Source organism: Streptomyces sp. NPDC002499 (assembly GCF_053595415.1).
Map to the genome: position 1 here is coordinate 500,399 of NZ_JBSFXO010000003.1, position 12,788 is coordinate 513,186.

Here is a 12,788-nt window from a genome sequence, read left to right on the forward strand (position 1 = left end):
CGAGGTCCCGGTCAGGACGCGTCGCACACCGAGCGGTTCCGCCCGACCCAGTCGGCCATGTCGACCGGGTCGGGCGACCGCCCGTAGCGCTCGGCCGCCTGCCGGTGGACCGCCCGGACCACCTCCGGGCGGCGCAACAAGGCGTGCGCGGCGACGGGTTCGTCGGCGTCGGACAGCGCCAGCCCCAACCCGGCCCAGGCCGACGGCAGTTCGGGGTGTGCGGCCAGCACCTCCAGATAGCCCCGCACGGCGCGGTCCGCCTCGCCTCGAAGCAGGGCGACATCGGCGGCCACCAGGTCGGAAGGCCGACCCGTGGCCTCGCCCAGGGCGCGTGCCCGGGTGGGCAGCGCATCCGGCTCGGCCAGTTGTACGCGCCGCAGCTCACCCCGCGCGTCGGGCGAGCCGGCCTGTGGGTCGGGGCGCAGGCGGGAGTGGACACCGGGCGCCGTGCGCGGATCCGCGCCGCTGCGCCAGGCCTCGGTGAGTGCCCGCACCTGACCGGGGTCCGGCCGGGTGTGCCGGGCTCGCCATACGGCCCGTAGATCGGCCCCCTCGGCACGGGCCAGCTTTCCCGGCCATCCGGGTACCGGCTCGTAGGGCCAGTCGTCGGCCGCTTCGGCCATCCGCTCGACGAACTGCCGGCCCGCCTCGGTCAGTCCGGCCGCCGCGTGCAGCGTCGCCAGCGCCTCCCCTACCGCGGAGTGCCACACGGCGTACTCGAAGTGGGCGAGATCGGCGGCCGGACCGCTCAGCGCCCGGCGTTCGACGCGCCAGAACTCCGTCACGCCCGCGAAGGCGTAGGCGCCGTGCAGCACGCCGGAGAGCGGACGCGGATCGCCCCGCCACGGCGCGTAGAACAGCGGAACCTCCGCACCCGGTAAGTCCTCATCGCACAGCGGGAGTTGATGCAGCAGGCCGTTGAGGACGGAGTGTCGGGCCTCGTGCACCATCGTCACGGCCAGTTCGACCGGATCCGGGGGCAGCGAGATCAACGCGCTGCCGAAGGCCTCGCTGTAGGAGGCGCTGGCGGTACGGAAGCGGGGCGTGGGCGGCAGGGGGACGACGACCCGCAGCGCCGTGGTCAGCAACTCGACCGCCTGCGGGTGCCGCGCGGACAGCAACTGCCCTGCCGTGCGCAGCAGTTGCTGCCAGCGTCGGGCGTGATCGCGGTTCAGTGAGACCCTGGCCGAGGGCAGTGTGCGGGTGCGGAAGTCCCGGTACGGATCGCAGTCCTCCAGCACCACGGAGAGGGCGTTCCGCTCCGGATCCCAGGCGGCCCGGTGCACCGGCTGCCAGTTGCCCGAGGCCCGGCCCGGGTCGGCGGGCAGACTCAATCGGCGTTCACCCGTGGCCAGTACGGCCGGGCCCGAGCCCGCGCGGGGGATGCGGAGGGTGGCGACGGTGGGCGTCCGGGCGCCTTCGTCGCAGTCCGTCGTCGCAGGCAGGCGGATCCGGCCCAGGGTCGGCAGCGCCACGCAGTCCTCGCGGACCGGTAAGCGAATCGTTCCCTCAGTTCCCGAGCGCAGTGCCGCGGCGGCCGCCAGGCAGTGCAGGTAGCCGAGTTCCGCCCACAGGGGGAGCTCGCTGTCGCCCTCGTCCGGACTCCTGTCGCCCTCCCGCAGCCGCTCCAGGACGCGCACCGCCCAGATGCCGGTGCCGGGATGCTCCAGCAGGTCGACGACCACGTCGGGGCGGTGCCGCTCCACCCGGAGCAGGAGATCCAGGGCGGTGCGCAACGGTGGCAGCGCGGGACCGGCGTCCACGCCTCGCTCACGCGCGGTCTCCGTCACCGCGCGGACCATGAGCATGCGGCGACCGCGCTCCACGGCGCGGATCCGGTGCGCGGTACCGGGTGTGAGGCGTCCCGCGGCCAGTGCGTCGACGTCGGACGCCGGCGTGCGATGTCTGCCGAGTGTCGTCCTGGTGCCGGAAGGCAGCTCTGACATCCGGCTCTACTGGTCGCCGGTGTCGCAGTCGGCGGCGAAGTACGGGCTGCCGCCACCTCCGCTGGCGCTCTGGGCGGTGGACCTCTCGCCCAGGTGCCGCACCAGGGTGTGCAACGCATCCACGACCAGTGGGTCATGGAAGGTCATCACTTCCTGGAGCCCGCACTGGCTGAGATCGACAAGATCGGTCTCGAACTCGGTCGCAGAAGTCGTCACGTCCCGTTGCCCCCTGTCGGTGTGGCCAGGTCGGTTGCATCGCATCCACAGGTCCCCTCTCATAGTGGACCGTTGATTGCGGCACCGGAAGGGTGCCCAGAAGCCACATCGTCCGGAACTAGGTACTCCACTTCGGGATTTCGGACATCGTGTCCCGCCGTGGCAGCCACTTCGCTACCGTCTGCCGGGAGGTACGCGAGTGCGTCAGGAGGCGCGCGACGCACGTCGAAACGGCCGGGGGGCGTGAGCAGTGGGCGAGTTGCTGCGGTTCGAGCTGGAGGACGGCGGGTCCGTCGTCGCGCAGATGGACGACCTCGATGGCGGTGTAATCCCGGCGACCGGCGCCTCGGACGTCGTGGCCCGCGCCACCGGCTCGTTCGAGTCCGCGCTGGAAGGGGTGCGCAGAGCGGCCGCCTCGACGCTGAACCGGATGAGCAGTCTGCCCCAGCGCCCGGACGAGATCACCGTCGAGTTCGGCATCCAACTCGACGCCGAAGTCGGTGCCGTCCTGGCCCGCACCGGGGCACAGGGCCACATCCAGGTACAGGTGACATGGCGACGGAAGGAAGAGGACGGCCAAGGCGATTGAGCCGCAGCGGTCGAGGTCGGCCGATCCGCCGTCCCGCGTTCCCCGGTCGCTGGGCAAATTGGCCGAAGGCAGCGGTCGTTCAGGCCGTTCGGTCTGTGCACGGGGTCGGCCCACGGCGACGAGCCGTTGCCCGCGCGACGCCGGCTCCCGGCCCCTCACCATCGCCATGCCCACCACCCGGCCGAGGTGTCCCCCCTCCCCACCCCCGGTGCGGGAGTGGGGAGGGGGGCCGGTCCGGCCTAGGTGATCGCCAGCCGGAACCAACCCGCCCAGCCGCCCGTGGCGTCCCACCACGTGCTCTGGATCAGGCCGTCCGTGCCGACCGCGAACACGTCGAGGTGTTCGGTGACCCGGCTCAGCGCCGCGATCTGGCTGCCGGGCTTGGCGAAGCCGCCGGAGATGTTGAACCAGGCGGCCCAGCCCGTGGTGTCGTGCCACCACGTGGAGTAGACCCGGCTGTCGGTGCCGACGACGAACAGGTCCATGTGGTTGGTGTAGCGGACCACGGCCGTCACCGGGGAGCCCGCCGAGGCGACCCCGCCGGCGATCTGGAACCAGCTCGCCCAGCCGGTACGGGCGTCCCACCACGTCGACATGATCTTTCCGTCGGACGCCGTGGTGAACAGGTCCAGGTGGTCTCGGTGACGGGCGACCGCGGTGACCGTGGAGTCGGGACGGCAGGTCACGCCCGGCAGCGGGAACCAGTTCGACCAGCCGGTGCGGTCGTCCCACCAGGCGCTGTAGACGCGGTTGTCCGTGCCGACCGTGAACACGTCCAGGTGGAAGGGGTACCGGGCGACCGCGGTGACGGTGGCGCCGTTCGCCGCGACCCCGCCGCCGATCTGGAACCAGTCGGCGGCCCAGCCGGTACGGGCGTCCCACCACGTCGACATGGTGCGGCCGTCGGACGCGGTGGTGAACAGGTCCAGGTGGTCGGCGTAGCGGCTGACCACGTTGACCGTCGAGCCGGGGCGGGCGACGAGGCTGCCGACCCGGAACCAGGGCGCCCAGCCGCTCGACCGGTCCCACCACGACGAGTAGACGCGGTTGTCGGTGCCGACGACGAACAGGTCGAGGTGACCGGAGTAGCGGGTGATCGAGGTGATCGGCGCGCCCGTGCCGCCGGGTGAGGCGAAGCCGCCGGACAGCTGGAACCAGCCCGCCCAACCGCTCGACTGGTCCCACCAGTCGGACATCGTGCGCCCGTCCGAGGCGACCGCGAACACGTCTAGGTGCTCGGGATAGCGCGCGACGACACTGATCGGCGTACGGTCGCGGGCCGGCAGGGTGGCCAGCGGGCCGATCCGGTTCCAGATCACCTGACGGCAGACCCGGCAGAACGGGACGCTCAACTCCCGCATCTTGCAGTTGTGTTCGGGGCGGAAGGCGCCGCAGTGGTAGTAGTGCGCGCCCTCGAAGCAGCCGACCGTGCCGGCCGGGACGGTGCTGGCCCGGTTGTCCACCGTCGCGCAGTCGGGGTTGCTCATGGTGGGCAGCGCCGTGGCCGCGGCGACCGCCCAACCCCACTTCAGCGTCGTGCGGTTGGTGTTGAGCGTGACGTTCGGCTCGCCCGGCTCGCCGGCCGGATGGTGGTCGTGGCCGGTCTCGTTGCCGCCCGCGTAGTAGGCGTACTCGTCCGCGAGACCGTAAGCCGTGTGCCCGATCTCGTGGAGGGCGATCTCGGTGGCGCCGGCGGCCAGCGAGTACGTGCCGACCGAGCCGCCGCTGCCGCCGTAGACCGTGGAGTTGACGACGACGATCGCCACGGAGAACTCCGGCACCTGGGCCGCGGCGGTCTGTAAGACGGTCGAGTTGTTGCAGACCAGCAGCCGGCGGATGCCGTTCGCGCCGAAGGTGGAGTCGAAGTAGGTGCGGGCCGTCGCGCCGGTGCCGCCGGCCGCGACCGGGTCGTCCGCGCCGGAGTCGGTGGAGGCGACGTTGACGCGCCAGATGTTGATCGCCGGCGCGAGTTCGTCGTAGGGAGGCGTGGCGACCAGGGCGTCCACGAACTCCTTGCAGACGGTCTCGAAGTCGGCCTGCTGCGCGGCGGTGAAGCCGTCGCCGAGCAGCACGACGGTGAAGGCGCGGTTGCGCGGCGCGGAGCCGAATATCTGCGTGCGGCCCTGGACGGTGCCGTCGGACGTGGTCATCGCCGCCCCCTACCGCTCTAGCCGGAAGGTGGCGAGATCGACGTCGACTCCCGCGCCGGGCGGTGGACTTGTCGTGCCACCGAAGGCCTGGGACCCGGGCCGGTCCACGCGCAGGACGGCGACCTCGGTGGCCTCGGGCGGGGCCGGGAGCAGCACGGTGAACGCGCCGCGCGCCGCCACGTCGACGCGGGTGATGGGCTCCGAGTGGTTCTCGGGGAAGACCTCGGCGCTCTGCTGGAAGGCCCCGCGCGCGGCGACCCGGGCCAGACCGTGTCCGTCCTCGTCCCGCGCCTCCACGAAGTGGCCGGGGCGTACGTCCGGGTGGGCGTCGAAGCCGCTGACGACGGTGTCGACGGGCTGCTGTGCGACAAGCGTGACGGACTCGCCCTCGTACTCGAAGATCAGGCGGAACGCCTGGCCGGTCGGTGTCTGTTCTGGGCTGGTCATGCTGAATCATCCCCCGGAGAGTCGGTTGTCCGGAGATGCTCCTCGGTGACCATGTGCCCGGCAAGCCCTGGGAGTTGGCGGGTACGGGAAGTCGCACCGTCCTGCGCCGTGCCGTCTAGCGACGGCTCGGGCAAAGGGGCGAGGGCTGAGGGAGGTAGCGCTCCGTCCGCTCGGAGCGCCTGTCGCCCGGCGGGTTCAGAGCACCTTTCGCTGGACGAGCGCCGACAGCACCAACGCGCCCGGCAGCAGCGGCAGCCACACCGTCAGGACCCGGTAGCCGATGAGGCTCGCGGCGGCGAGGTCCACGGGGGCGCCGAGCACGGACAGGGTGAAGACCATCGCCGCGTCGATCGGACCGATGCCGCCCGGCGCGGGCACGGCGCCGACCGCGGTGCTCGCGACCAGGAACGCGAAGGTGACCTGCGCCCAGGTCAGGGTGAGGCCCAGCGAGGAGCCCACGCACATGATCACGGTCGCCTGGAGCACCGGCGCGGCGGCCGCCCCGCCCCACAGGGCGATGATGCGCGAGGGGCGGGTGTGCAGCGTGCGTACGTCGGTCAGGGCGGTGCGCACGCCGTCCAGGAGCGGGCGGCGCAGCGGCCGTACGGTCGTCACCAGGACGACCGCGGTGCCGAGACCGAGCGTCGCGCTGCCCGTGACCAGGAACAACGTCCTTTTGTCCGGGACGAGTTCACCCAGGCCCAGCAGATCGGGGTAGGCCACCAGGAAGCCGAGCAGCACCATCGTCTTCGCGATCGGCCGGACCAGGGAGTACAGGGCGAGGGAGGCGGTGGCCCGGGCGAAGGGGATGCCGCGGCCCAGCAGGAAGCGCAGGGTGACGGCGTGGGCGCCGAGGCTCGCCGGCAGTACGTGGTTGGCGGCGCCCGCGGCGAACTGCGACGCGATCAGCAGACCGGTCGGGAGCTTCTCCGGCAGCGCGCCCTGCCGTACGCAGGAGGCGGACAGCCAGCCCAGGCAGGTGAAGAAGAACGCGGCCAGCAGCCACCAGGGGTCGGCGGAGCCCAGCCGGGCGGTGCCGTCGTACAGCGTCCGCCAGTCCGCCACCACCCACGCGGCTATCAGGAGGACGGGGAGCAGTACGAGGGTGCGCCGCGCCGCGCGGGCCCAGGAGCGGGGCAGGCGCGGGAGCGACAGGAACGAGGGGAGCGGCGGGAGGGGGACGGGAGTCAGCGCGGGGGGCGCGGTGCCGGTGGGGGCGCCGGCGACCGCGGGGACGAGGGTTGCGGCGGGGCAGGCGGCCGGGGCGGGGAGTGGCCCGGCGGTGAGCGGATCGGAGGGGGCGGTGGGCGTGGCGTCGAGCGGCAGCAGGGTCACGGCGCACGTCGTCCTTCCACGTCACTCCCGCGCGCCGCGGGGGCGGCGTGCGAGCGGGACGGATACGGGGCGAGGCAGGAGGGGACGGCCGAACCGTTCCCGTCCGGCGTGACGCCATGGTGTCCGGAAACCGACGCGCCGCGGGCGCGTACACGTACGAGTCTTCCCACACCGCCCGGGTCCCACCCGCCCACGGTCCTGTCACCGGTCCCACCTCTCGTCCCGTCGGTGGTCGGGCCCTCCCGTCACCAGGGCACGCCTCGGTGACGCGGCCACCGCCGGACACGAAACGCAGGTCGTCGCGTCGGTGAATCAAACAATCCAAGGCTATGTTGACTTTCGGCTGATTGAGCCAGAAGAATTCCAGGGGTGACCCCCGAGCGCGTGTCCGTCGGCCAGGCCTCCGACCCGGCCCTCTCGTCCGTCTCCTCCGACCTGGACGAGGCGGTCCACCGCTGTCTGGTCGCCGGCTTCGAAGGCACCACCACCTTCCCGGACACCCTGAAGCGGCTCATCGACCGCGGCCTGGGCGGCGTCATCCTGTTCACCCGGAACATCCGCGACGCCCAGCAGGTCCGCGAGCTCACCGACTCGCTGCGCGCCCTGCGCCCGGACCTGATGATCGCCATCGACAACGAAGGCGGCGGCATCGGCCACCTGAAGAAGGCCGGCGCCCCCGAGATCCCCGGCTCCTACGCCCTCGGCGTCGCCGACGACCCGGACCTCACCGCCCGCTGCGCCGACGCGCTCGCCGGCCACCTGGCCACCCTCGGCATCACCGCCTCCTACGCCCCGGTCGCCGACCTCCAGTTCCGCCCGGACAACCCGATCGTGCGCACCCGCTCCTTCGGCGCCGACCCCGAGCTCGCCGCCCGCCATCTGCGCGCCTGGATCACCGCCACCGAGGCCCGCGGGATCGCCTCCTGCGCCAAGCACTTCCCCGGCCACGGCGGCACCGTGACCGACAGCCACCACGGCCTCGCCGTCGACCCGCGGTCGTACGACGAACTGTGGGCCGATCTCGCGCCGTTCCGCGCGGCGGTTGCCGCCGGGGTGCCGATGCTGATGAGCGCGCACGTCGTCTTCCCGGCCCTCGACGCCAACCGCCCCGCCACCCTCAGCCGTCGGATCCTGCGCGACCTGCTCCGGCACGACATCGGCTTCGACGGGGTCCTGGTCAGCGACGCCCTGGAGATGAAGGCGATCGCGGAGCGCTACGGCGAGGCGGCCGGCGCGCGCATAGCCCTGGCCGTGGGCGCCGACCAGGTCGTCGTGGCCGTGCCCGACCTGGAGGTCACCCTGGCCTGCCGGGACGCGGTGCTGGACGCCCTGCACTCCCGGCGGCTGACCGAGGAGCGGGTGTACGAGGCCGCGGCGCGGGTCCGCAAGCTCACCGACCGGTACGCGGCACCGGCCGCCGTCGCGGTCGCCGGCTGGGACTCCGGCGCGGGCCTCACCGCGGCCCGCAAGGCCGTACGCGGCCGCGCGCTTCCGGCACCCGTACGCGGCGCCCATGTCGTCGACCTCTTCCCGACCCCGCACCCCGCGCTCGACTGGGGCGGCGAGGACCTCCTCACCGAACTCCGCCCGCTCGACCCCTCGGCCACCGGCACGGCGGTCACCGGCGAACCGTGCGATCCCGCCGACCTCGTCGACGGCATCCTGCGCGTGGTCGGCGACTCGCCCCTGGTCCTGGCCACGTGCGACGCCGGCCTGCACCCCTGGCAGACCCACCTGCGCGACGCCCTCCTGTCCCGCCGCCCGGACGCCCTCCGCGTCGACACCGGCCTTCCCGAGGGCGGCGCCCTCTGCTCCTACGGACGCGGGCGGGTCAACCTGCGGGCGACGGCCGAGGTGTTGGCGGGGAAGCAGGGCGAGATCCTCGCGGTGTCCGCCTCGAGGGGCGGGTACTTGTCCCGGCCGAATGTCTGAACCACCATGGCCCGCGATGAACAACGATTTCAACCGGAGCGAACCGGCGCTCGTCGTCGGCCTGGACGCCGGCGGCACCCGCACCCGTGCCGTCCTCGCCACGGCGGCCGACGGCCGTCCCCTCGGCGAGGGCGCCGGCGGTCCCGGCAATGCCCTGACGGTCCCGCTGCCCGAGCTCACGGACCATCTCGTCGAGGCCGTGGCCCAAGCGGTGCCGGAGGCCGCGCGGGGCCGGGTGGTCGCCGTGGCCGGCGGTTTCGCGGGCGCGACCGGTGCCTCGGCGGACGACCTGGGCCACCGCAACGCCCAGACCGCCCTCACCGTCGCCCTCCGGGGGCTGGGCATCTTCGCCGGCCCGCCCCACATCTGCAGCGACATCGAGGCCGCCTTCGCCTCCGCCCCCGGGGCCCCGGCCGACGGCCTCGCCCTGGTCGCGGGCACCGGAGCGGTCGCCATGCGCATCACCGACCGGCACTGCACGGCCACCGTGGACGGTGACGGTTGGCTTCTCGGCGACGACGGCAGCGCCTTCTGGATCGGCCGCGCGGCGGTACGGGCCGCGTTGCGGATGGCCGACGGGAGGGGACGGGGGACGGCGCTGGCGGGTTTGGTGGGGCGGGAGTTGGGGTTGCCGGGGGAGGCGCTGCCGGACGGGGGCCGGTGGGACGGGGGCTCGCGGGGTGGAGGTTCGCGGCAGGAGAGCCCGCGGTACGAGGACGCCGGCACTGCTGCCGCCTCAGCGCTCGGCACCGCCGGCGCCTCTGAGCCCTCGGGCGTCCCGGCCACTCCTCTTGTCCCCGCCGCCACCCCCTGGTCCCGCCCCGGCCGAGAGGCCTACCGCATGCACCTGCTCCCCGTCGTCATGTCCGAGGCGCCGATCCGGCTCGCCCGTCTCGCGCCGCTGGTCGTCGAGGCGGCCCGGGACAAGGACGCCGTGGCGCTGGCGATCCTCGACGAGGCCGCCGATCAACTGACCGCCACCGTGCGGGCGTTGGAGCCGAGGTCCGGCGAACGGGTCGTGGCGACCGGTGGCCTCCTCGGTCCCGACGGCCCCCTCACCGACCTCCTCGCCGCCCGGCTCCACCCGCTCGGCCTGACCCTGGACCGGGTCGCCGACGGCTGCCTGGGTGCCGTGGCCCTGGCCCGGCTGGAGCACGGACGCTGGTCATGACACGGGCATCAGCCGGCCGCTCCGTGGCGCACCGGCGCCGCGTGCTCCGCGGTCACGGCGTCACCTCCAGGTCGACGGCCTCCGTGCAGGCGACCCGCCCGTGCCAGGCGGCCTTCGCCGACAACCAGTAGGAGCCCGGTGCGACGGCCCCGCCGTCCACGTCGACGAAGACCTCCAGTCGCTCTCCGCCGCCCACGGTGAAGCCTTGTTGGCCCGGTCCGCCGCCGGGCCAGGTGCCCCACGCGGACACCGCCCACAGGGTGCCCTCGACCGGACCGCGGGTGGTGTTGCGCAGGATCACCGGAACGCGGACCCGCTCGCCCGCGCGCACGCTGACCCGGTCGACTCCCAGGTACACCACCAGAGTTGGCGCGGCGTGGCGCTCGCCCGGAACGTCGAGCGCCACGACATCCTCGTAGTCCTGTCCCTGGTGGGACAGGTGTGCGGTGAGCCAGTGCCGGCCGGGTGCGGGGGACGGCGGCGGCGTCACCTTGACCTCGGCGAGCGTGCGGCCGCCGGGGTCGAGTGCGTACGGCAGTCGGGCGGGCTCGGCGTGCCAGCCGGGCGGGACGCCGATCGTGACGATGCCCGAGACCGGCGCGCCCGTGAGCTCCGAGGAGACCCGGACGGTCGCGGTGACCGGGCCGCCGGACGTGGTGAGCGCCCCCGGCGAGAGGCGGAGGGCCAGCGGCGGGTTGCCGCGGGGCGCCAAAGGCGGGTCGAAGGTGCGGTGCGGCAGCTCGGTCGGGGCGGGTCCGGCGGCGACGTTCCAGGTCTCGGCGGCCGTGAACTCGACCGCGTGCCGGGCCACTTGCTCCCCGCTGACGACGGTGAGCGTGACATCGCCGCGGTCGCCCGGCGCGAGGCCGTCGACGCTCACGGGTATCTCGACGCGGACCCTGCCGCCCTCGCCCGTGGTGGCGACGCCGTCCCCGGTGACCCCCGGGCCCTCGATCGTGCACAGGACCGTCCGGCCCGGGACGTCCTCGATCTCGGCGACCACCACCTGGTGCGGGTGCTCGGCGGTCCCGACGAAGAGCTCGGTCGACTCGGCGGCCGTGACACGCATGGGTCTCCTACGAGAAAGCTCGGCGGAGCCCCATCCTGGCACCGCCGGGATGGTTCAAACAACCATCTTCACGTTTCCTCGGTGGTTCATCCACGCACCCTCAGCCGGGGTCACCTCGTCCGGCGGGACTTCACCTCGTGCTGCGGCGTGATGTGGTCGGTCAGCGCCAGGGAGGCGCTCGCGCGCTGGTAGGAGAGCTGCGCGACCCGGACGTAGAGGCAGTCGATGAGCATCAGGACGGAGTGCCTGCCGCCGATGCTGCCGGTGCGGAAGCTGGTCTCCGAGGTGGCCGAGACGAGCCGGATGTCGGCGGCTCGGGCGAGCGGCGAGCGCGGGTTCGTGGTCAGCGCGACGGTGGTGGCGCCCCGCTCCCTGGCCATCTCGAACGGTTCCAGCGTCTCGCGGGTCGCCCCCGAGTGGGAGATGCCGATGGCCACGTCCGCCGGGGTGAGCAGGGCCGCTGAGGTGGCCGCCGCGTGCACCTCGGTCCAGCCGCGCACCGCGCAGCCGATCCGGAACAGCCGGGTCTCCGTCTCCTGCGCCACCGCGCCGCTGCCGCCCACGCCGTACACGTCGATCCGGCGCGCGCGGGCCAGGGCCTGGGCCGCGCGCTCGATCGAGTCGAGGTCGATCCGGTCGATCGTCTGCTGGATGGCGCGCAGGTCCGCGGTGCCGACCACCTGGACCACCCGCTCCAGACCGTCGTCCGGGGAGATGTCGGGACCGATCTCCGCGGAGCCCCAGTCGGAGACCTCGCCCCGGCCGCGCTCCTGGGCCAGCTCGATCAGCAGATGCTGGTAGGAGTCGAGCCCGATGGCCCGGCAGAAACGGGTCACCGTCGCCTGCGAGGTGCCGGTGCGGCGGCCCAGCTCGGCGGCCGAACAGTGGGTCACGGCGGCCGGGTCCTCGAGGATCAGCTCGCCGACCTTCCGGAGCGATCCGGCCAGTCGCGGCAGCTCGGTGCGGATCAGTGTGGTGACGTCCGTCGAGGGCATGAAGGGAAGGTATCAGCCACCGATGAGAAGCCTCTTTGAATACCAGGACCCGATCGTGCCGCCGACGTGGGTTCATTGCCCGGATCCCGCACGTGTGATTTATTGATTCACTAGTTGTGTCATACACAAGGTGGTTCAATCCACCAGTGGGGAGTGCTCGCGTGTCCGTCGAGTCTGTGAGCGCCGAGGGCTTCGCGCGGGAAGGCCTGGCCGTCCTCCAGGACCTCACGCGGTCCGCACGCGACGAAGTGACACGCGCCGCCGGACTGATCGCCGACTGCGTGCGCGGCGACGGTGTGATCCAGGCCTTCGGCACCGGCCACTCCCAGGCGATGGTCCTCGAACTCGCGGGCCGCGCGGGCGGGTTGGTGCCCACCAACCGGCTGAGCATCGCCGACCTCGTCCTCTACGGCGGCGAGGACCCCGGCGTCCTCGACGACCCGCTCCTGGAGCGCCGCGCCGGTGTCGCCGAGCGGATCTACCGGCTCGCCGATCCGCGCCCCCAGGACCTCTTCGTCGTCATCTCCAACTCCGGCGTGAACAACGTCGTCGTCGAGACCGCCCTGCGGGCCAAGGAACAGGGCCACCGCCTGCTGGCCATCACCTCCCTCGCCCACACCCGCGCCGTCCCGGCCGGCCACCCCAGCGGCAAGAAGCTCGCCGACCTCGCCGACGTCGTCCTCGACAACCGGGCCCCGCGCGGCGACGCCCTCCTCGACCTCCCCGGCGGTGGCGCCGTCTGCGCCCTGTCCACCCTCACCGGCGTGATGCTGATCCAGATGACGGTCGCCGAGGCGTCCCGCCAACTCCTGGCCACCGGCGACCGCCCGCCCGTCTACGTCTCGGCCAACGTGCCCGGCGGCTTCGAGGGCAACCTGGAGCTGGAGAAGCGGTACGCCGGCCGCATCCGACGCACCGCGAGCTGACGGGCGAACATG

The 12,788-nt window shown here is 73.2% G+C and carries 10 protein-coding genes and 1 pseudogene; 4 read left to right on the forward strand and 7 right to left on the reverse strand.

Annotated elements, in window-relative coordinates:
- Window positions 1-11: 11 nt before the first annotated feature.
- Complete coding sequence (locus tag ACWD5F_RS10190) at window positions 12-1,946, reverse strand: aKG-HExxH-type peptide beta-hydroxylase (protein WP_451252906.1); 1,935 nt, start codon at window positions 1,944-1,946, stop codon at window positions 12-14.
- 6 nt (window positions 1,947-1,952) lie between these two features.
- A complete protein-coding gene (locus ACWD5F_RS10195) occupies window positions 1,953-2,162 on the reverse strand; it encodes a hypothetical protein (RefSeq protein ID WP_401717111.1) in 210 nt (69 codons plus the stop codon).
- A gap of 250 nt (window positions 2,163-2,412) precedes the next feature.
- On the opposite strand from ACWD5F_RS10195, the gene ACWD5F_RS10200 reads away from it, so the two are divergent.
- A complete protein-coding gene (locus ACWD5F_RS10200; protein ID WP_401717114.1) occupies window positions 2,413-2,751 on the forward strand; it encodes a CU044_2847 family protein in 339 nt (112 codons plus the stop codon).
- Between the two features lie 239 nt (window positions 2,752-2,990).
- Here ACWD5F_RS10200 and ACWD5F_RS10205 read toward each other — a convergent pair whose 3' ends face one another.
- The 3 genes from ACWD5F_RS10205 to ACWD5F_RS10215 all read right to left on the reverse strand — a co-directional run bounded on the left by ACWD5F_RS10205 (window position 2,991) and on the right by ACWD5F_RS10215 (window position 6,683).
- The gene (locus tag ACWD5F_RS10205; protein WP_451252908.1) at window positions 2,991-4,901 is read right to left on the reverse strand and encodes a M64 family metallopeptidase; all 1,911 of its coding nucleotides are present in this window, start codon (window positions 4,899-4,901) and stop codon (window positions 2,991-2,993) included.
- A gap of 9 nt (window positions 4,902-4,910) precedes the next feature.
- Window positions 4,911-5,348 (reverse strand): hypothetical protein, encoded by a 438-nt coding sequence (locus ACWD5F_RS10210; protein WP_451252909.1) that lies wholly within the window; start codon window positions 5,346-5,348, stop codon window positions 4,911-4,913.
- Between the two features lie 195 nt (window positions 5,349-5,543).
- On the reverse strand, window positions 5,544-6,683 hold the full coding sequence (locus ACWD5F_RS10215; protein ID WP_451252911.1) for a lysylphosphatidylglycerol synthase transmembrane domain-containing protein: 1,140 nt from the start codon (window positions 6,681-6,683) through the stop codon (window positions 5,544-5,546).
- Window positions 6,684-7,067: 384 nt separating this feature from the next.
- Here ACWD5F_RS10215 and nagZ point away from each other — a divergent pair, with 384 nt between their 5' ends.
- A complete protein-coding gene (nagZ, locus tag ACWD5F_RS10220) occupies window positions 7,068-8,615 on the forward strand; it encodes a beta-N-acetylhexosaminidase (protein ID WP_451253188.1) in 1,548 nt (515 codons plus the stop codon).
- 16 nt (window positions 8,616-8,631) lie between these two features.
- Entirely contained in the window at window positions 8,632-9,786 is a 1,155-nt protein-coding gene (locus tag ACWD5F_RS10225; RefSeq protein WP_451252913.1) for an N-acetylglucosamine kinase, read from the forward strand.
- A gap of 52 nt (window positions 9,787-9,838) precedes the next feature.
- Here the strand turns inward: ACWD5F_RS10225 and ACWD5F_RS10230 are convergent.
- Together ACWD5F_RS10230 and ACWD5F_RS10235 are read right to left on the reverse strand one after the other, a co-directional pair.
- Window positions 9,839-10,495: pseudogene (locus tag ACWD5F_RS10230) on the reverse strand (NEW3 domain-containing protein); the annotation flags it as partial.
- A gap of 470 nt (window positions 10,496-10,965) precedes the next feature.
- Complete coding sequence (locus tag ACWD5F_RS10235; RefSeq protein ID WP_451252915.1) at window positions 10,966-11,850, reverse strand: MurR/RpiR family transcriptional regulator; 885 nt, start codon at window positions 11,848-11,850, stop codon at window positions 10,966-10,968.
- Window positions 11,851-12,011: 161 nt separating this feature from the next.
- Here ACWD5F_RS10235 and ACWD5F_RS10240 point away from each other — a divergent pair, with 161 nt between their 5' ends.
- On the forward strand, window positions 12,012-12,776 hold the full coding sequence (locus tag ACWD5F_RS10240; protein ID WP_451252917.1) for a sugar isomerase domain-containing protein: 765 nt from the start codon (window positions 12,012-12,014) through the stop codon (window positions 12,774-12,776).
- Window positions 12,777-12,788: the final 12 nt, after the last annotated feature.